The organism is Nocardia acidivorans NBRC 108247 (genome assembly GCF_001625085.1).
Taxonomy (GTDB): Bacteria; Actinomycetota; Actinomycetes; order Mycobacteriales; family Mycobacteriaceae; genus Nocardia; species Nocardia acidivorans.
Genome location: NZ_BDAW01000005.1, coordinates 59,996 through 78,244, shown reverse-complemented (window position 1 = coordinate 78,244; position 18,249 = coordinate 59,996). Strand labels below are relative to the sequence as shown.

Sequence of the window (18,249 nt, the reverse complement as noted above, 5' to 3'; positions counted from 1 at the left end):
CGAATCCGGTTCTCCACCACCATCGCCCGCGCCGATTTCGATGAGGCGCTACACCTGTGGCGACTGCAAGAACGGCGATGTGCCATTGCGCGCCATGACCACACCCGAAGGCTTCTGGCGCGCAGAGCATTTCGCTCTCACCGATTACACCTTCGACACCGTCGGCACGCGTCGCGGCAGACCCGCCGCCACCACTCAGCTCTCCAAGGCGGAGTAGAGCCCGCGGAGCTGCCGGTAACCGGTCTCGGCGGAGCGCTCGTCCTCGGCGGTCATGCGCAGGGCCTGGCGCAGCAGAATCGCGTCCAGATCCTCCGGGGCCGGGTGGAATTCGGGTTTGGGCAGGGCCGGAAGTTCGGTGTCCGCACCGTAGATATCGGTCGAATCCATTGGGTCACCGGCGCGTTGGACACTGGCGATCAGGTCCTCGAGTTCGACCCCGCGCAGGGTGAGCAGATCCCGCGGCTGTTCGTCCAGGCGTTCGGCGATGACGTAGCAGATGGCGGCCACATGCTTGCACGGCCAGCCGAAATCCGGGCAGGAGCAGGTGAAGTCCAGCTCCGCGGCGGTATCCGGAAGTAGCAGCGGCCCAAGGGTTTTGGGCAGCGAACCGGAGGCGATCTCACCGAGCATGCCCGGTGTGGCCCGCACCAGCTCGACCAGCTCCTCGAGTCGGTCACCGCGCAGCTGACGCAGCGTGAACACCGAGACGAACGGGCGCGGCTGACTGCCCTGCACCTCGGCGGCGACCGCACCGGGCTCCAGGTGATAGCTGATGACCTGGCCGGTCCGCGCGTACGACCGCCCGCGGCTGAGACGGCCCGGATCCGCGACCTTCTCAACCGATTCCAGGAATGACCGGCCCCACCAGGTGCGCGCGAAGGCCGCGCCCCGGCGACTGCGCGGCGCGACGCCGCCGTCGACCGGGCGGCGCGGTGCGAATTCGCCGAAGTCGATATAGGTGTTCATCCCGTCATCACCGCTCACTCGCCCACCGCCTCCGCGCCGAGCGCGAACAGCGCGCGCAGTTCGTCGTCACCGAGTTCGGTGATCCATTTCTCGCCGGTGCCGACGGTGAGATCGGCGAGCTGGGCCTTACCGCGCAACATATCGTCCACCCGCTCCTCGATGGTGTCGACGCAGACCAGTTTGCGCACCTGCACATCCCTGCGCTGCCCGATCCGGAAGGCGCGGTCGGTGGCCTGGTTCTCCACCGCCGGATTCCACCAGCGGTCCAGGTGCACCACGTGATTGGCGGCGGTGAGATTGAGACCGGTGCCGCCGGCCTTGAGCGAGAGCAGCATGATCGGCGGCCCATCCGGATCCTCCTGGAAGCGGGTGACCATCGCGTCGCGGCGCTGTTTGCTCACCCCGCCGTGCAGGAAGGGCACCTCCGCGCCGAAGCGTTCGGACAGGTACGGGCCGACCAGTTCGCCGTATTCGGCGAACTGGGTGAAGAGCAGCGCCTTCTCACCGTCGGCGATGACGGACTCCAGAATGTCCTCCACCAGTGCGAGTTTGCCGGAGCGGTGATGTCCGCGGCGCAGTACCGCCGAGCCGTCGCGCAGATAGTGCGCGGGATGATTGCAGACCTGTTTGAGCCGGGTGAGCGCCGCCAGCACCGCGCCCTTGCGCTCCATGCCCTTGGCGGCCTTCAGCTTCGCGGACATATCGTCCAGCACCGCCTGATACAACGCGGCCTGTTCCACGGTGAGATTGGCGCGCAGGGTGATCTCGATCTTGTCGGGCAGATCGGAGATGACGGCCGGATCGGTCTTCACCCGGCGCAGTACGAAAGGCGAGGTGAGCGCGCGCAATCGGGTCACGGCGTTCTCATCGTGCTTGCGCTCGATCGGCACCGCGAACCGGGCATGGAATTCGGCGGGCTTGCCGAGCAGCTTCGGATTCGCGAAATCCATGATCGAGCGCAGCTCTTCGAGGCGGTTCTCCACCGGGGTTCCGGTGAGCGCCAATCGATGTCGCGCCGGGATCAGTCGCGCCGCGCGCGCCTGCCTGGTCCCGGCGTTCTTGATGTGCTGCGCCTCGTCGAGTACCGTGCGCTGCCACGGCTGCCGCTTCAACTCCTCCACATCGCGGGCCAGCAGCGCGTAGGTGGTGACCACCAGATCCGAATCCGCCACCGCCGCATCCAATTCCGCACCGGACCGGCGTCCGGGTCCGTGATGCACCAGCACCCGTAGATCCGGTGCGAAGCGCTCGGCCTCGCGCTGCCAGTTGCCCACCACCGACATCGGGCACACCAGCAGGGTCGGTCCGACACCTCGAACCCGCGTCGGCGCGTCGGCGGATGTCGCCGCTGTGTCAGGGGAATTGCCTGTGGCAGTGGCCTTCTCGCGCTCATGCATGAGCAGCGCCAGTACCTGAATCGTCTTGCCCAGGCCCATATCGTCGGCGAGGATGGCACCGCAGCCGAGGCGGCTCATGGTGGCGAGCCAGGCCAGGCCGCGCTGCTGATAGGGCCGCAGCTGGGCCTTGAGCCCGATCGGGTCGGGGACGGGCTCGTCAGCGTGTTCGGCATCGAAAAGCTGTGCGGCCCAACCGGTCGCGGATACCGTTTCCAGCGGCACCCCGATGGCGGGGCTGGCCGCCAGTTCGGCGAAGAGCGCGCCGGCGGTGGTCTCGGTGGCGTCGGTGCGGCCGGTCACATAGTCCGCGGCCGCCACCAGCATGCGGCGATCGGCCTGCACCCATTCACCGCGCAGCTGCACCAGATCCGATTTGGACTGCACCAGCCGCGCCATCTCGGCGGGCGAGAGTGTGGTGTCGCCGAGCGCCAGCTCCCAGCGGAACGACACCAGTCCGTTCAAGCCGACGGCGCTCTCGGTGGCGGCCGGACTCTCCACCCGCAGCTTGAGGGTGGGCGCGGCCACCCGCCACGCGCGGGGCAGCAGCAGCCGAATCCCCTCCGCCTGCAAGACATTCGCCCCGTGCGCGACCAGATCCAGCACCACCTCGGTGGGCAGGAACAGATCCATGCTGCGCCCGTCCCCCGGCAGATCGCGCAGTCGCGGATACGCCTGTTTGGCGGCGGCCAGCTTCTCCCCCGCCAGTCGCACCAGCTGCGGATCGCCGGGTAGCAGTACCGGCTGCGGGGCCTCGCCCTCCTCCCGCAGGCACACTTCCAGTCGCCACAGCGCCCCCGCCTCGGCCGCGTCCTCGGTATCGGGTTCGAGCAGCCGCAGCACCAACTCCGGTTCGCCCGCGGTCAAACTCGTACGCCAGTCCTGAAGCACGGCCGCCACCCGATGCGAACCGCTCTCCAGCGGGACGGCGTCCAACAGCGCCGTGAGCAGTGGATGCTCCTGCGGCCCAGTCGATTCGGGCTCGGCCTCCGCCGGATCCCACCCGCCCGAGGCCGCGGCTTCCGCGCGCCGAGCGGGTGCGCTCGCGCCGATTCGACTCGGCAACCTGGGCATGAGGTGCCGCCGGGTGATGGGGTCGGTCAACTCCGCGGTGAGGTTGTCCAGAATCTCGGCGGGCCGCCCCGGCACCTGAAGTGCCGCGGGCATGGCCACCGCCAACTCGGCGAGCCAGGCCCGCTGCCGCTGGCCGCCGACCAACCGCCAGCGCACCCACCATTCGCCGTCGTCGCGGCGCACCTCGGGGGTGATGCGGCCCGCGCGCATCCACCGGTCGATACCGCGCGCGACATGGCCGAGATAGCGCAGATCGCCCGCGATCAATCCGGCGGGCAGCTGCTGCAGCAGCACCTCGGCCGCCGTCTCGGGAGCCAGGGCGTGCGCCCGGACCTGCGTCCGCTCGGGTCCATAGGCCCCCTTGACCAGGACCTGCGCCCGGTGCCGGAATTTCGCCGTGCGCAGGATCTTGCCGAGTGGATCGGGCAGCGCCTCGGCGTCGACGTCGCCACCGGCCGGGTCGCGCCAGAGCACCAGGCCCGATCCCGGTGACCACAGTCCGTGCAGCATCCGACCATCCAACCAGCCGCCACCGACACGATCGCGCGGCCCCGCGCGCACCCGCCGCCGACCTGGACGAACCGGACAGCGAGGGTTCGATTCGTAATCCGGCGAATCACGACCCCTACCGGGTCTTTATTTCTGCCGCAATCCAGCACATACTGATATAACCCCAGGTCACCGCATACGGCGGTGTCGGCTGTGCGTAATGACGGCAAGTTCGGCGTGCGCGATGACAGTCGGACGGGGCGCACCCTGATAACACCGCGACTCAATCCGGAGCCGTGGCAATTTCGAGACCGAGGGAGGCCGTGAAGATGACGATCCTGCTCCAAGTGCTAGAGCAGTCCTTCACGCCGACAACGCCGTGGGAACGACGCAAATTCACGTTCGTGGACACGACCAAAATCGTGGACATGCGCCTGGACGGCCAGGCGGGGGTGTGGCTAGATCTGTCCCGACCGGGGGAATCCCAGCGCCTGGCGCGCACCCTGGAGCCACGTGACGCCATAACATTCCTGCTCACCACCTTCGCCAAGATCGCCGAATGCGAGGAGCGCGGCGGATCCTGGCTCATCGGACACGACGGGGTGCGGGCCGAATCCATTGCGGCCATGCGATTCCCACCCCAGCTCACCGAGACCGCGGCGGACGATCTGCTCGCACACGCCTGGTTGTAGTTTTTTCCGGCGCGCCGGGGTGCGAAGTCGCGCGGATGCGCGACGGACCCGGCGCGCTCGGGTAGATCTGAGATGTGCGGTCCACCGGGACGACATCACGCAGGCTACTCGCGACGTTCATCGCCGCGATCGTCGTGCTGATCACCGCGGGGTGCCAGGTGATCGGCGGGCAAGTGCCGCCCGCACCGGGCAGTCCCAGCCGCGCCTCCCTCGAACAATTGCTGGCCCAGGTCCGCACCGTGCCCGCACGGGTTCGCCCGGGCGGGTACGAACGCGGGTGCAAAGCCGGGCAGCGCTGCGTCTTCGGGCCCGCCTGGAGTGACGATCAGGACGCTCCGGGCGGGCACGACGGCTGCGATACCCGCAATAATGTTCTCGCCCGCCAACTTTCGGGCCCGGCCTTCCGCCCCGGCGGCAAGGACTGCGTGGTGGTGGGCGGCACGCTGAACGATCCCTACACCGGCCGGAACATCACCTTCGACAAGGGTGACGCCAAGGCCGTGCAGATCGATCACGTCTTCCCGCTGGCGGCCGCCTGGGATCTGGGAGCCGCGGGCTGGACCCCGCAGCTCCGCCTGCGCTTCGCCAATGACCTGGACCTGGAATTGCTGGCCGTCGACGGAAAAGCCAACCGGGACAAGAGCGATCGCACCCCCGCCGACTGGCTCCCACCCGCCCGCGCCAACCATTGCTTCTACGCGGGCAAATACCTCACCGTCGCCCTCCGCTACGACCTACCCCTCACCAAAGCCGACCGAACCACGCTCCAAGGCATCGCCCGAAGCTGCCCCTGACAGGCAAGCCCACCAGCCACCCAGCGGGGCATCGGCACAGGCTCCCGCCCCGTCATCCCGGCGCGCTTATGGCCTGGATCCACACCCGAAGGTGTCACCTTCCTTCTGCGACAGGGCGTTTCGGGTCATTGGACCACTGCGACCAGGAGCCCGGGTAGAGCGCCGCATCGATGCCCGCCACCGCCAGCGCCGCCACCTGGTGAGCAGCGGTGACACCGGAGCCGCAGTACACCGCGACCGGTCCGGCACCGAATTCGGTGAAGCGCGAACGCAATTCGTCCGCGGGTTTGAAAGTACCCTCGCCGGTGAGATTCTCGGCGGTCGGCGCACTGATCGCGCCCGGGATATGGCCCGCGCGCGGGTCGATCGGCTCGACCTCACCGCGGTAGCGCTCACCGGCGCGGGCGTCCAGGAGCAGCCCGTTCCAGTTCGCGGCGGCATCGGCGTCGACGACCGGCATGCCACCGGGGGTCAGCACCACGTCACCGGGTTCGGGATCGGGCTCCTCGCCCGCGATCACCTTGCCGCCGGCGCGGTCCCACGCCGGGAGGCCACCGTCGAGAATGCGGACCTGCGCCAGCCCGGCCCAGCGCAGCAGCCACCAGGCGCGGGCCGCGGCCATACCGCCGGTGGCGTCGTACGCCACGACCGTGTCACCGGTGCGCAAACCCCAACTGCGGGCGCATTTCTGCAGGTGCGCGAGATCCGGCAGGGGGTGGCGGCCCCTGGCCGGTGAGGGCGGATCGGCAAGCTCGGTCTCCAGGTCCACGAAGACCGCGCCCGGAATATGACCGTCCAGATAGTGCTGCGGCCCATCGGGATCACCCAGCGCCCACCGCACATCCAGCAGCCGGATCCGGGCATCCCCGTCGGCGAGCCGCTCCCGCAGCTCCTCGGCCGATATCAGCACCGCGCTCAACCCAACTCCTTCTTCGCAGAATCTCCACTCCGAAATCAGACGCCCCCACCCTACTGGCCGTAATCCCCCTTGCGACCGCAGATCTCAGGGACGTGTGGATCCCGTCCACAAGCACGCCGGGATGAGGACGGGTGCCGCACACCGCAATGACGACGGCAGGAAGCACACCGGAATGACGAGGGCGCGCGGATGCCGGGGCCTGGTCGCCGGGGCCAGCCGCCAGGGCCTAATCGCCGTGGACGGTTGCCGGTTGGCTGGTCGCCGCGTTGGTACCGGTGGGCTGGTCGGCGCGGGGGCGTAGGAGCCAGCGGACCAGTAGGCCCGCGACCAGGGCCCAGAAGGCCGCGCCTATGCCGAGGAGGGTGACGCCGGAGGCGGCCACCAGGAAGGTGAGCGCGGAGGATGAGCGGTGCTCGGCGGGGGTCAAGGCGGCGGTGAGAGCCGCGGCCAGGGTGGCGATGAGGGCAAGGCCCGCAACGGTTTCCAGTACGCCCTTGGGGGCGGCTGCCACGAAGGTCACCAGGGCGGCGGAGGCCAGGGCCAGCAGCAGATAGGTGCAGCCCGCGGTGGTGGCGGCGATCCAGCGCCGCTTGGAATCCGGATGCGCGGCGGGCGCTGCCGCGAGCGCGGCGCTCACCGCCGCCAGATTGATGGCGTGCCCACCCGCCGGTGCGCCGAGCACAGTGCCCAGACCGGTGACGGTCATGGCCGAACGCCAGGGCACCCGGTAGCCGAACGAGCTCATGACGGCCGTGCCCGGAATGTTCTGCGCGGCCATGGTGACCACGTACAGCGGAATGGCCACACCGATCAGCGCCGGAAAACTCCAGTGCGGCATGGTCAATTCGATGCGCGGGGCCATGGCAGCCCACTCCAGGCTCCGGTGCGTCACCGCGATATCGATCCCCGCGCCGACCGCCGCGACCGCGAAGGCCGCCAGCACCGCCCAGCGCGCGGCGTACTTCTGCAGGATCAGCCAGGTCGCGATCACCGGCACCACCACGGCAGGGCTGACCGTCAGGGCCTTCATCGGCGCGAGGCACAGCGGCAGCAGCACCCCCGCGAGCATGGCCTGTGCGATCTCCACCGGAATGGCCGCGATCAGCGCACCGAGCCGCTGCCAAAATCCGGTCAGCACAATGAGAATGCCCGCGACCGCGAACGCGCCCACCGCCGCCGCCCACCCGCCGGAGACCGCCCCGGTGCTGGCCAGCAGCGCCGCACCCGGCGTGGACCAGGCCAGTGTGATCGGCATGCGATAGCGCAGGCTGAGCAGCAGGATGCCGACGGCCATGGTCACCGAAACGGCCATCAGACCCGAAGCCGCCTGTGCCGCGGACGCTCCCATGGCATTGAGCCCGGCGAGCACTACCGCGAAGGAACTGGTGAACCCGACCAGGGCGGTGACGATTCCGGCTCCGATGGGCTGGCCGATACCGGCCTCGGGCGTGGCGGCGACAGCCTCGGCGACCGCGGGGGCCGGAGTCTCGGCGGTAGTGCTCATCGGGTCATGGTCCCGGTCCAGTCGGCCTCAGGTCACGAGCCAATCCACCGAAACTGGACTGAAATTCGCGTCAGAGACCGGCGGGCGGTGCACCGTCGACCGCGGCGACACCTGCCGCGGCGGCGGTACCACCGCCGATCACGCCGTTCTCACCGGTACCGCCGATGAGCCGGTCCAACAGCGGCGCGGCGCGCGGGCCGACCAGCGAGCGCATGATCAGGGCCATATTGGTGCGCTCCACCCCCGGAATCTTCAGAATGTGCCCGGCGATCCGATACAGATCATCGGCGTCCTGGGCCACCACGCGCACGGTCAGATCGGTCGGCCCGGTCATCCCGCACACCTCGGTGACCTCGGGTATCTCCGCCAATTCGGCCACCACGGCATCGAGTCGATGCTGGTCCACGACCACCGCCACGAAGGCTGCCAGCGGATAGCCGAGCGCGCGCGGGTCCACCCGCCGCTCGAAGCTCGCCAGTACCCCGTTCGCCTCCCAGCGTGCCAGTCTGGCCTGCACGGTATTGCGGGAAAGCCCAAGTCTCGCAGCCAATTCCACTCCGGTGGCGCGTGGGTTGGCCACCAGCTCGAGCAATAGCCGGGCGTCGGTGGCGTCCAATGTCCCGGTCAGCGGCTCCCTACTGGACATGAGAGGCAGTATGACACGCCGCACACCCCGCTGACCGAGCATTCTGCACAGTTTCGCCCGTAATGCTTGCGCAGTTAGCCCGATGGAGGATGCTGGGTGATACAGGACACACATCGTTGCTCACGGGACACAATCCCACGGCGATAACGGTGTACCCGGTGTTTCCCAGGAGGCGATACCCATGCCCGAAAAGAACACCTATCCGGTGCAGCTGGTCCAGCCCGACGGCCGCCGCGTGCTCGATCGCGCGCATTCGCCGCTCGTGGCCGATATCGGCGCGGACCGATTACGCGCGCTGTACCTCGATATGGTCGTGGCCCGGCGCATCGATACCGAGGCGACCGCGCTGCAACGCCAGGGCCAGCTCGGATTGTGGCCGCCGCTGCTCGGCCAGGAGGCCGCCCAGATCGGTTCGGCGCACGCGCTGCTCCCCGACGATTATGTGTTCTGCTCCTATCGTGAAGCCGGTGTCGCCTACTGCCGCGGCATTCCGCCCGAACAGCTCACCCCGCTCTGGCGCGGGGTCGCGCACTCCTGCTGGGATGCCGACCAGTTCAAAATGACCAATCCGGCAATCGTGGTCGGCGCGCAGGGATTACACGCCACCGGATACGCCTATGCCGCCCATCTCGAGGGCGCGGAGATCGCCACCATCGCCTACTTCGGCGACGGGGCCACCAGTCAGGGCGATATCTCCGAGGCGCTCGGTTTCGCCGCCTCCTGGAGTGCGCCGGTGGTGTTCTTCTGTCAGAACAATCATTGGGCCATCAGTGCTCCGGTGCGGGTGCAGAGTGCGACCCCGATCGCGCGGCGAGCGCTCGGCTATGGAATTCCCGGTGTGCAGGTGGACGGCAATGACGCGCTCGCTGTCCTCGCGGTGACCCGGCAGGCGCTGCAGCGCGCCCGTTCCGGTGGCGGGCCCTCGTTCATCGAGGCCATCACCTATCGGATGGGACCGCACACCACCGCCGACGATCCCACCAGATACCGCACCGCCGCCGAACTGGAGCTGTGGCGACAACGCGATCCGCTGGATCGGATGAAACGGCTGCTGGAGCGGGAAGGCATGTGGGACAGCGATTTCGAGCAGGAGGTGGCGGTACGGGCCGATGAGATCGCGGCCCGCTTGCGCAGCGCCACCGTCTCGATGCCCGATCCCGAACCGATGGAGCTCTTCGAGCACGTCTACGCCACCCCGCATCGCCTGATCGACGAGGAACGCCGCGAGTACGCCGCCTATCTGGAGGGAGTCCGGTCATGAAAACCACCTTCGCGGGGGCCATCAATCTCGGACTGCGGCGGGCGCTCGAAGATGATCCGAAAGTCATTCTCATGGGCGAGGATATCGGGCGGCTCGGCGGTGTGTTCCGGGTGACCGACACGCTACAGAAGGACTTCGGCAACAATCGCGTCCTGGACACTCCGCTGGCCGAATCCGGAATCATCGGAACGGCTTTCGGAATGGCATTGCGCGGCTTGCGGCCGGTGGTGGAAATACAGTTCGACGGATTCGTGTATCCGGCCTTCGACCAGATTGTCTGCCAGGTCGCGAAGATCCACTATCGGACCAAGGGAAAAGTGGTCGCACCCATCACCATTCGTATTCCGTTCGGTGGCGGTATCGGATCGGTGGAGCATCACTCGGAATCGCCCGAGGCGTATTTCGCGCATACCGCCGGACTGCGGGTGGTGTCGCCGAGCAATCCGGCGGATGCGTATCTGATGATCCGGCAGGCGATCGCACTCGATGATCCGGTGATCTTCTTCGAGCCCAAGCGGCGGTATTGGGACAGGGCCGAAGTCGATTTCGGATCGCTCGATCGGGATGGCGGACTGGCGCTGGACCAGGCGCGGGTGTGTAGGCAGGGTACGGATGCCACCGTGGTCGCGTACGGCGGCACCGTCGCCACCGCATTGACCGCCGCCGATATCGCGGCGGGCGAGGGACATTCGCTGGAGGTGATCGATCTGCGCGGTCTGTCGCCGATCGACTTCGACACCGTCGAAGCCTCGGTTCGCAAAACCGGTCGGTTGATTATTGCCCATGAGGCACCGGTATTCGGCGGACTCGGGGCCGAGATCGCCGCGCGCATCACCGAAAGATGCTTCTATCAATTGGAAGCGCCGGTACTGCGGGTCGGCGGCTTCGACATCCCCTATCCCCCCGCTAAGCTCGAACGGCACCACCTGCCCGACCCCGACCGCATTCTCGCCGCGGTCGATCGCACGCTCGCCGCCTAACGGTCTGCCTTCGGAGGAAGCTCGGTGGAAGAACAGCGTCAAGTAATGGAATTCGCATTGCCGGATCTCGGCGAAGGATTGGCCGACGCCGAATTGGTGTCCTGGACGGTGCAGGTCGGCGATACCGTGGAATTGAACCAGGTCATCGCCGAGGTCGAAACCGCGAAAGCACAGGTGGCACTGCCCAGCCCCTATGCCGGGACGGTGCTGGAATTACTCGCCGAGCCCGGGGATACGGTGCTGGTCGGCGCACCGCTCATCCGGATCGGCAGTGCGATCACCGCACAGCAGGTCAATGCCGATGCCAGCGCCGAACGGCTCTACACCGGCGACATCACCGCCGGTCAGGTCGCCGTGAACGCCGAGGCCATGGGTCAGCGGCTGACCCGGGACACCGAATCGCCCGCACGGCAATCGGTCCTGGTCGGGTACGGACCGGACAGTGAGCCCGTCTCGCGGCGGGCGCGTTCGGCCGCGGCGAAACTCGCTGCCCCCGTGGGTGAATCGAAGGCCGGCTCGGCCTTCGGGACCGATATGGGGCGGCCCGCCGCCACGCCCGGGGCGCGCAAGCTCGCGCGCGAGATCGGGGTCGATCTGGGCGGTATCGCCGGGAGCGGACCCGAGGGCGCGGTCACCGTGGACGATCTGCGCGTACCGGGAGGGCGGGCGGGCGAACATATTCCGATCCACACCGCACCGCCGGTGCCGCCCATGCACACCGCGGCCGGTGCGCGCGGCACGCCCACCGAACGCGAAACCCGCACGCCCATAGCCGGAATCCGCAAGCGCACGGCGGCCGCCATGGTCGCCAGCGCCCAGCACATTCCGCAGGCGAGCACCTTCGTCACCACCGATTTCACCGGATCGATGGAACTGCTGGATCATCTGCGCGCCACCCCGACCTTCGCCGGGCTGACGCTCACCCCGCTGGCGCTGCTGGCCAAGGCGACGCTGGTCGCGCTGACCGAGTTCCCGGAGCTGAACTCCTCCTGGGACGAGGCCAATCAGGAGATCATCACCAAGCACTACGTGAATCTGGGTATCGCGGTCGCCACCGAGCGCGGGCTCATGGTGCCCAACCTGAAAGACGCGCATTCGCACAGCCTTCGGGACCTGTGCCAGGAGATCGGCGAGATCGCCCAGACCGCCCGGGGCGGCGGGGCCACGCCCGGCGATCTCACCGGCGGCACCTTCACCATCACCAATGTCGGCGTCTTCGGCGTGGATACCGGTGTGCCGCTGGTGAATCCGGGCGAGGCGGCGATCCTGTGCCTGGGCTCGATCCGCAAACGCCCGTGGGTGCACCGCGATGAACTCGCGGTGCGCTGGGTGACCACGCTCGGGCTCAGCTTCGACCACCGCCTCATCGACGGTGAACAGGGCTCGCGCTTCCTCGCCGGCATCGCCGCCCTGCTGGAGGATCCGCTCACCCTGCTGGGCCGCGTCTGACCGCCGCCGACGAGGGCTGACCACAGCCCTCGTCGGTCAGCCGAGCACCAAAGGTTCTGCGGCGGCGCGGATTACGGCGGGGATGGGGACCGGTTTGCGGGTTTCGTCGTCGACGTAGACGTGGACGAAGGTGCCGGTGGCGGCCAGGTCCAGGGAGTCGCCGGTGTCCCGGAAGATGGCCAGATCGTAGGCGATACTCGAATTACCCAGGCGGGCAATGCGAATGCCGACCTGCAACTGGTCCGGGAAGCTGATCGAGCCGATGAAGGTGCAGGAGGTCTGGGCCACCACGCCGATCGCGGGTAGGTCCCGGATATCGACACCGGTGGCGTGGATCAGCCACGCGTTCACCGCGGTATCGAAGTAGCTGTAGTAGGTCACATTGTTGACGTGGCCGTAGTGGTCGTTATCGGCCCAGCGGGTCGGCACCGGCCACAGCACGGGGTAGTCCAGATCACTCACCGCGCCTATTTTGCCCTCCGCTTCGCCGCGGGCGGGCTCGCGGCCCCGAAGTCCCGCTTCTTGCCTCCCTCCGCTGCGCTCCCCCGCTCCGCTCAGTCCAGAAGCGGGACAGCCGCGAACCTTGGGCGGATTCTCAGGCCGTGCGCTGGTCGGGGGCGTTGCGGTGGTCGCGCGGGCTGATGCCGTGGTGGCGTTTGAAGGCGGTGCTCAGGGCGAAGGCACTGCCGTAGCCGACGCGGCGGGCGATGGACTCCAGGGTGGCGTCGGATTCGTGCAGTAGGTCCGCGGCCAGGGCCAGTCGCCAGTCGGTGAGGAAGGCCATGGGCGGTTCGCCGACCAGTTCGGTGAAGCGGCGGGCCAGTGCGGCGCGGGAGACGCCCACCTCCGCGGCCAGCGAGGCCACGGTCCAGGCGTGCGCGGGGTTGTGCTGCATCAGGCGCAGAGCCTTGCCCACCAGGGGATCACCGTAGGCGTGATACCAGGCGGGGGCGTCGGCGCGGGCGAACCAGGCGCGCAGGGTCGCGATCAGCAGCAAATCCAGCAGGCGGTCCAGCATCGCGCCCTGGGCGGGCAGATCCTTGGCCGATTCGTCGACCAGCAAATCCAGTACTCGCGAGTCGATCTCGCCGCGGCTGAGCACGGCGATCGGCGGCAGCGCGCGCAGCAGGCGGCGGCTGGCCGCGGACTCCTGTTCATAGGTGCCGGTGACCATGACCGATTGCGCGTGCTCGTTCGTGCCCCAGTTGCGCACGCCCAGGCTCAGTGCCTCGCACAGCACCTCACCGTCGAGCGTGGTGGTGGTCTGGCCGGGGTGGATGATCACCTGCGGCGGGGTCGCCGGGTCATCGGCGATGGTGTAGTGGTCCGGCCCTCGGAAGAGGGCGATATCGCCGGTGCGCAGTTGCCGCGGCGGACTCGGTTTACCGCCCTTGGGGTCCGGCAGAATCCAGCCGCCCCCGCGCACCATGGCCACCAGTGTCAGCGGGGCCTCGTCCCGAATGCGCAGCGACCACGGTGGGTCGAATGATGAGCGCATGACGAAAGCCGCCCGCGCACGTGGTCCTTCGAGCAGGCTGGCCAACGCATCCATGGGTAAGACGATGGCAAATGCCGCTGCGCTTCTCAACCATGTTCGCGCTCACGGTTTCTCGGTGTACTTGTGTCATGACGAACAAAGAGACTGTGAACAGCGAAAACACCATTCTGGTGATCGGCGGGACCGGAAAGACCGGCAGCCGGGTGGCGGCCCGCTTGACGGCGCTCGGCGTGCCGGTGCGCATCGGTTCGCGCACCGCCGCAATTCCATTCGACTGGACGGACCGGGAAACCTGGGCACCCGCCCTGGCCGGGGTGGGCGCGGTGTATCTGTCCTATCAACCGGATCTGGCGGTGCCGGGCGCGGCCGCCGATATCAAGACGCTGACCGCGCTGGCAGCCGCGGCGGGGGTGCGCCGGATCGTGCTGCTGTCGGGTCGCGGTGAGGTCGAGGCGCTGGAATGCGAAGGCATCGTACGGAATTCGGGTATCCCGTGGACCGTGGTGCGCTGCGCCTTCTTCGCGCAGAACTTCAGCGAGGGTGCGTTCGCGGAGTACATTCTGGCCGGCGAGGTCGCACTGCCCTCGGGTGATGTGCCCGAACCGTTCGTGGACGCGGACGATATCGCCGATGTGGCGGTGGCGGCGCTGACCGAGGACGGGCATACCGGCGAGGTCTACGAACTCACCGGCCCGCGCGCGCTGACCTTCGCCGAGGCGACCGCCGAGATCGCCCGCGCCACCGATCGGGAGATCGCCTTCATCCCGCTGTCCCGGACGGAATTCGTCGCGGCGCTGACCTCCTACGGGGTGCCCGGTGATGAGGTGAGCCTGCTCGACTATCTCTTCGGCACGGTCCTGGACGGGCGGAATTCGCAGCTCACCGACGGGGTGTTCCGGGCGCTCGGGCGAGCACCCCGCGACTTCGCCGAATATGCCCGCGACGTGGCACGTTCGGGTGTCTGGTCGGTCACGGCGCATGCGTAATCTGTCGGTGGCCGGGCAGACAATCAGTACGAAACAGCTTGTAGTACACCAATTTCGGATCACATCCCGGAGCGTCGTAGAAGCCGCGAAAGGTTGTGGCTGACGAGGAGCTGCCCTGACCGGTAGCGTCGTGCCGATGGCCGCCGCGATGCCCGCTCCTCCGATCCGGAACGCTCGTCTCGCACTGTTCGTGGTGTTCGGCCTGAATGGAATGCTCGCGGCCCTGTGGATTGTGCACATTCCGGCCGTCACCGAGCGGACCGGGGTCTCGCACAGCCTGCTGGGGATGCTCATCCTGCTCATGGCGGGCGCTGCCATCGTGGGAATGCAGGCCGCCGGTCCGCTCGCCGACCGGTTCGGCAGCCGCGCCCTCACCGCCACCGCCGCCGGTCTGCTCTCGATCGCACTGATCGGCCCGGGGTGGGCGATCAATCCCCTCACCCTCGCAATAGCCCTGGCCGCCTTCGGAATCGGCATGGGAATGCTGGACGTCTCCATGAACGCTCAGGCCGTGCATATCGAACGCGCCTACCCCCGGCCGATCATGTCGGCGTTCCACGCCTTCTTCTCCCTGGGCGGACTGGTCGGCTCGCTCGCCGGGGCGGGCGCCCAGCGCGCGCACTGGAGTACCCACGGCACGCTCACGGTGTCGGCCGTCGTGGGGCTGGCACTCGTGGCCGGCTGCGCACCCCGCCTGCTCCCCCCGGCGCGCGCCACCCCCGCGGAGAATGCCACTCCCCCGCCGCGGATCGGTACGACCGACCACGATGCTGCGCGGGGTCGGGGACCGACCGGCCGCGGCGACGACCCGACCGCCGAGCCGAAGCGCGCGATCGCCGGTACCGCGCACGCGGTGGCGGGCGATGACCGCGTAACCGTCGCGCCCACCGGCACGGCCCGAAAAGTGCTGGTGCTGGGCGTGATCGCCTTCACCGTCCTAATGGCCGAGGGTGTCGCGGCGGACTGGAGCGCCCTGCAACTGCGTGATCGACTCGGCGTGGACGTCGGCACGGCCGCCCTGGCCTACGGCGCGTTCTCCACCACCATGACCGCCGGACGCCTGGTGGCCGATCGGGTGAGCGGACGGATCGGCCGGGTCGCCGTGGTGCGCTGGGGAACCCTGTTGGGAGCGTTCGGATTCGGGTTGATCGCGCTCTCCGGCTGGCTGCCGCTGACCCTGCTCGGCTGGGCGCTCGTCGGAATCGGGCTGTCCGGGACCGTGCCGCAGGTGTTCACGGCCGCCGGGAATTTGGGGTCGGCCACGGCGGCGACCGATATGTCGCGGGTATTCGGGCTCGGTTATATGGGCCTGCTCGCGGGTCCGGCGATCATCGGATGGCTGACGAAACTCGTGCCGCTGACGACGGCCATGGTGGTGCCGCTGGTGGCATTGCTGTTGTGCGCGCGGGCAGCCGGGGCCGTGGGCACACGGGCGCGGAGTTAGGCGGAAGCAGGCGGTTCGGCGCGGTGTGAATCCCGGCCGCGGCATGCGCGGGCATCGGATGTGGTGGGGTGGGGCGAATGCCGGTCGGCGGAGTCAGTCGGCGCGGAGGGTGCGGGACTCCCGGGCGCTCGCGCCGAGATCGCCGATCTGTTCGGCGTGGGCGAGGAAGCCGTCGACCATGCGGTGGTTCAGGACCGCGAGGGCTTTGAGGTCCTCGGTGGACCAGTCGGCCAGGGCCTCGGTCATCCAGTGCCGCTGCACGTCTCGTACGGCGTCCACGGCGGTGCGGCCCGCTTCGGTGGGGCGCACGCGCTGGGCGCGGCGGTCGTCCGGGTCCGGAATGCGCTCGATATAGCCCGCTTTCTCGAGCCGCTGGATCTGGCGGCTCACGTGCGGGGCCTCGACATCGAGGCGGGTGGCGAGTTCGCCCAGGCGCATGGGCTCCTCGGCATCGGCGAGCAGGCGCAGCAGCGGCACGCTGGCCCGATCCATGGTGACACCGCATTTGACCATGGCGTAGTCGTGGCGGCGGACGCGTGTGAGCAGGTAGGCGACGCGGGCCAGCGCACCTTCGAGTTCCACGATGTGAGCTGCGTCAACCTGGTGGGCGGTGGCTTCCGGCGGGGACATGTGGTTATCTTACGAAACCCATTTACTTAATTTTGGTAAGTAATCTGAAGGATTGCCGCATGACTACGACCGCCGTCGGTCAAGCCGCCGGAACCGGCACCGACGACCGCTCCCAGAGCCATCTCGCGCTGACCCTGCTCGCCCTCGGCGCGGCCGGTTTGGTCGTCTCGCTCCAGCAGACGGTGGTCATTCCGCTGTTGCCGCACATGATGGTTCAGCTCGGCACCACCGCCGCGGGCATCCAGTGGCTGTTCACCGCCGCACTGCTCTCCGGTGCGGTCGCCACCCCATTGCTGTCCCGCTTCGGCGATATGTACGGCAAGAAGCGCATGGTGCTCATCGCCATGGGCTTGCTCATCGTCGGTTCGGTGGTGTGCGCCTTCGCCACCTCGCTCGGCGTCTACATCATCGGCCGCGCGTTGCAGGGCACCGCCTCGGCCATGATCCCGCTGGCCATCGGCATTCTGAGGGACACCTTCCCGCCGGAGAAGATGGTCACCGCCATCGGCGTGGTCTCGGGCACCATGGGCGTCGGCGGCACCGTCGGCATGCTCATGACCGGTCTGATCGCCGATCACACCACCAATCCGCATCCGGTCTTCTGGATCACCGCCGCGCTCGGCGTGGTGGCCCTGGTGCTGATTCAGTTCAGCGCCAAGGACACCGGGGTCCGGCACGGCGGCTCGCCCGATTACATCGGCGCGGCACTGCTGGCCGGACTGCTCGTCACCCTGCTGCTGGGCATCAGCGAGGGCCCGCGCTGGGGCTGGAGTTCGGGCAGCGTACTCGGCCTCTTCGCCGCCGCCGTCGCGCTGACCGTGGTGTGGGTGATCGTGGAGCTCGAGGTGGAGCAGCCGCTGGTGCGGCTGCCGCTGCTGGTCGGCCCGAAATCGCTGACCGCCAACCTGATTTCGCTGCTGCTGGGCGCGGCGCTGTTCGGCTCGTTCACCCTGGTCTCCAATTTCGTGCAGACCCCGGCCGACAAGGTCGGCTACGGCCTGTCCGGTTCGGTGCTGGCGGTCGGCCTGTACGGCATCCCCAGCGCACTGTTGATGACGCTGTTCTCCTTCCGCACCGGACGCATCGCGGCGCGCATCGGCGCGGCGTACACCCTGGCCATCGGCTCGGCCTTCGCCGCCGCGGCGCTGCTGTGGACCGCCGCGTTCCATGCGCACGGCTGGCAGATGGTGGTCTCGAATGTGCTGCAGGGCACCGGCTTCGGTATCGGCTACGCCGCGCTCGGGACGCTGGCCGTCATGCACGTGCCGATGAGCGAGAGCGGTATCGCCAGCGGGATCAACTCGCTGGTGCGCACCGCGGGCGGCAGTGTCGCCGGCGCGGTGACCGGATCCATTCTGACCTCGCAGGTCATCGCCAACACCAAAATTCCGACGCTGGACGCGTACATCCTGTGCTTCACGATTCTCGGTGTGGCGGCCCTGCTGGCCGCGGTCATCGCGGTGGTGCACGGACTGCGCCACGGCGGCGACTAGTCACCCAGCGCAACACGATTCGAAGGCCGG

At 68.4% G+C, this 18,249-nt stretch carries 17 protein-coding genes; 9 read left to right on the top strand and 8 right to left on the bottom strand.

Going from position 1 to position 18,249, the window contains the following annotated elements:
- Nucleotides 1-40: 40 nt before the first annotated feature.
- A complete protein-coding gene (locus tag NA10_RS37445) occupies nucleotides 41-217 on the top strand; it encodes a hypothetical protein (protein ID WP_169812512.1) in 177 nt (58 codons plus the stop codon).
- Here the strand turns inward: NA10_RS37445 and NA10_RS01395 are convergent.
- Nucleotides 196-966, bottom strand: coding sequence for an SWIM zinc finger family protein (locus NA10_RS01395; RefSeq protein WP_067562380.1), 771 nt, complete (start codon nucleotides 964-966; stop codon nucleotides 196-198). The two genes, NA10_RS37445 and NA10_RS01395, sit on opposite strands and share 22 nt — an antisense overlap.
- A 14-nt stretch (nucleotides 967-980) precedes the next feature.
- On the bottom strand, nucleotides 981-3,944 hold the full coding sequence (locus NA10_RS01390; RefSeq protein ID WP_067562377.1) for a DEAD/DEAH box helicase: 2,964 nt from the start codon (nucleotides 3,942-3,944) through the stop codon (nucleotides 981-983).
- Between the two features lie 308 nt (nucleotides 3,945-4,252).
- On the opposite strand from NA10_RS01390, the gene NA10_RS01385 reads away from it, so the two are divergent.
- Both NA10_RS01385 and NA10_RS01380 read left to right on the top strand, forming a co-directional pair.
- A complete protein-coding gene (locus tag NA10_RS01385) occupies nucleotides 4,253-4,615 on the top strand; it encodes a hypothetical protein (protein ID WP_067562375.1) in 363 nt (120 codons plus the stop codon).
- A gap of 74 nt (nucleotides 4,616-4,689) precedes the next feature.
- Complete coding sequence (locus NA10_RS01380; protein WP_067562252.1) at nucleotides 4,690-5,409, top strand: HNH endonuclease family protein; 720 nt, start codon at nucleotides 4,690-4,692, stop codon at nucleotides 5,407-5,409.
- Nucleotides 5,410-5,503: 94 nt separating this feature from the next.
- Here the strand turns inward: NA10_RS01380 and NA10_RS01375 are convergent, their stop codons facing one another.
- From NA10_RS01375 to NA10_RS01365, 3 genes are all read right to left on the bottom strand, one after another.
- The gene (locus NA10_RS01375; RefSeq protein ID WP_067562372.1) at nucleotides 5,504-6,316 is read right to left on the bottom strand and encodes a sulfurtransferase; all 813 of its coding nucleotides are present in this window, start codon (nucleotides 6,314-6,316) and stop codon (nucleotides 5,504-5,506) included.
- A 238-nt stretch (nucleotides 6,317-6,554) separates the two neighbouring features.
- Nucleotides 6,555-7,832: a benzoate/H(+) symporter BenE family transporter gene (locus NA10_RS01370; protein ID WP_067562250.1), complete on the bottom strand. Its 1,278-nt coding sequence runs from the start codon at nucleotides 7,830-7,832 to the stop codon at nucleotides 6,555-6,557.
- A gap of 70 nt (nucleotides 7,833-7,902) precedes the next feature.
- On the bottom strand, nucleotides 7,903-8,478 hold the full coding sequence (locus NA10_RS01365; RefSeq protein ID WP_084514199.1) for an Lrp/AsnC family transcriptional regulator: 576 nt from the start codon (nucleotides 8,476-8,478) through the stop codon (nucleotides 7,903-7,905).
- Between the two features lie 181 nt (nucleotides 8,479-8,659).
- Here NA10_RS01365 and pdhA point away from each other — a divergent pair, with 181 nt between their 5' ends.
- The 3 genes from pdhA to NA10_RS01350 are packed head-to-tail and all read left to right on the top strand — an operon-like array spanning nucleotide 8,660 to nucleotide 12,168.
- The gene (gene pdhA, locus NA10_RS01360) at nucleotides 8,660-9,739 is read left to right on the top strand and encodes a pyruvate dehydrogenase (acetyl-transferring) E1 component subunit alpha (protein ID WP_067562247.1); all 1,080 of its coding nucleotides are present in this window, start codon (nucleotides 8,660-8,662) and stop codon (nucleotides 9,737-9,739) included.
- A complete protein-coding gene (locus tag NA10_RS01355) occupies nucleotides 9,736-10,719 on the top strand; it encodes an alpha-ketoacid dehydrogenase subunit beta (protein WP_067562245.1) in 984 nt (327 codons plus the stop codon). Before pdhA ends, NA10_RS01355 begins: the two co-directional genes overlap by 4 nt.
- 45 nt (nucleotides 10,720-10,764) lie before the next feature.
- Entirely contained in the window at nucleotides 10,765-12,168 is a 1,404-nt protein-coding gene (locus NA10_RS01350) for a dihydrolipoamide acetyltransferase family protein (RefSeq protein ID WP_067562242.1), read from the top strand.
- A 36-nt stretch (nucleotides 12,169-12,204) separates the two neighbouring features.
- Here NA10_RS01350 and NA10_RS01345 read toward each other — a convergent pair whose 3' ends face one another.
- Both NA10_RS01345 and NA10_RS01340 read right to left on the bottom strand, forming a co-directional pair.
- Nucleotides 12,205-12,630 (bottom strand): acyl-CoA thioesterase, encoded by a 426-nt coding sequence (locus NA10_RS01345; RefSeq protein ID WP_084514198.1) that lies wholly within the window; start codon nucleotides 12,628-12,630, stop codon nucleotides 12,205-12,207.
- A 133-nt stretch (nucleotides 12,631-12,763) separates the two neighbouring features.
- Nucleotides 12,764-13,720: an AraC family transcriptional regulator gene (locus tag NA10_RS01340; RefSeq protein WP_067562237.1), complete on the bottom strand. Its 957-nt coding sequence runs from the start codon at nucleotides 13,718-13,720 to the stop codon at nucleotides 12,764-12,766.
- 74 nt (nucleotides 13,721-13,794) lie between these two features.
- On the opposite strand from NA10_RS01340, the gene NA10_RS01335 reads away from it, so the two are divergent.
- Both NA10_RS01335 and NA10_RS01330 read left to right on the top strand, forming a co-directional pair.
- Complete coding sequence (locus NA10_RS01335) at nucleotides 13,795-14,652, top strand: NAD(P)H-binding protein (RefSeq protein ID WP_067562232.1); 858 nt, start codon at nucleotides 13,795-13,797, stop codon at nucleotides 14,650-14,652.
- A 136-nt stretch (nucleotides 14,653-14,788) separates the two neighbouring features.
- Nucleotides 14,789-16,096: an MFS transporter gene (locus NA10_RS01330; RefSeq protein ID WP_067562229.1), complete on the top strand. Its 1,308-nt coding sequence runs from the start codon at nucleotides 14,789-14,791 to the stop codon at nucleotides 16,094-16,096.
- A 93-nt stretch (nucleotides 16,097-16,189) separates the two neighbouring features.
- Here the strand turns inward: NA10_RS01330 and NA10_RS01325 are convergent, their stop codons facing one another.
- Nucleotides 16,190-16,726 (bottom strand): MarR family winged helix-turn-helix transcriptional regulator, encoded by a 537-nt coding sequence (locus NA10_RS01325; protein ID WP_067562226.1) that lies wholly within the window; start codon nucleotides 16,724-16,726, stop codon nucleotides 16,190-16,192.
- 59 nt (nucleotides 16,727-16,785) lie between these two features.
- Between NA10_RS01325 and NA10_RS01320 the strand changes: the two genes are divergently transcribed.
- Nucleotides 16,786-18,219, top strand: coding sequence for an MFS transporter (locus NA10_RS01320; RefSeq protein ID WP_067562224.1), 1,434 nt, complete (start codon nucleotides 16,786-16,788; stop codon nucleotides 18,217-18,219).
- The last annotated feature ends 30 nt before the right edge of the window (nucleotides 18,220-18,249 follow it).

Coding starts and splice junctions, on each gene's coding strand:
- NA10_RS01385 (WP_067562375.1), top strand. CDS start 4,253: ATGACGATCCTGCTCCAAGTGCTAGAGCAGTCCTTCACGCCGACAACG.
- NA10_RS01325 (WP_067562226.1), bottom strand. CDS start 16,726: ATGTCCCCGCCGGAAGCCACCGCCCACCAGGTTGACGCAGCTCACATC.
- NA10_RS01335 (WP_067562232.1), top strand. CDS start 13,795: ATGACGAACAAAGAGACTGTGAACAGCGAAAACACCATTCTGGTGATC.
- NA10_RS01355 (WP_067562245.1), top strand. CDS start 9,736: ATGAAAACCACCTTCGCGGGGGCCATCAATCTCGGACTGCGGCGGGCG.
- NA10_RS01320 (WP_067562224.1), top strand. CDS start 16,786: ATGACTACGACCGCCGTCGGTCAAGCCGCCGGAACCGGCACCGACGAC.
- NA10_RS37445 (WP_169812512.1), top strand. CDS start 41: ATGAGGCGCTACACCTGTGGCGACTGCAAGAACGGCGATGTGCCATTG.
- NA10_RS01330 (WP_067562229.1), top strand. CDS start 14,789: ATGGCCGCCGCGATGCCCGCTCCTCCGATCCGGAACGCTCGTCTCGCA.
- NA10_RS01340 (WP_067562237.1), bottom strand. CDS start 13,720: ATGGATGCGTTGGCCAGCCTGCTCGAAGGACCACGTGCGCGGGCGGCT.
- NA10_RS01370 (WP_067562250.1), bottom strand. CDS start 7,832: ATGAGCACTACCGCCGAGACTCCGGCCCCCGCGGTCGCCGAGGCTGTC.
- NA10_RS01365 (WP_084514199.1), bottom strand. CDS start 8,478: ATGTCCAGTAGGGAGCCGCTGACCGGGACATTGGACGCCACCGACGCC.
- NA10_RS01390 (WP_067562377.1), bottom strand. CDS start 3,944: ATGCTGCACGGACTGTGGTCACCGGGATCGGGCCTGGTGCTCTGGCGC.
- pdhA (WP_067562247.1), top strand. CDS start 8,660: ATGCCCGAAAAGAACACCTATCCGGTGCAGCTGGTCCAGCCCGACGGC.
- NA10_RS01350 (WP_067562242.1), top strand. CDS start 10,765: ATGGAATTCGCATTGCCGGATCTCGGCGAAGGATTGGCCGACGCCGAA.
- NA10_RS01395 (WP_067562380.1), bottom strand. CDS start 966: ATGAACACCTATATCGACTTCGGCGAATTCGCACCGCGCCGCCCGGTC.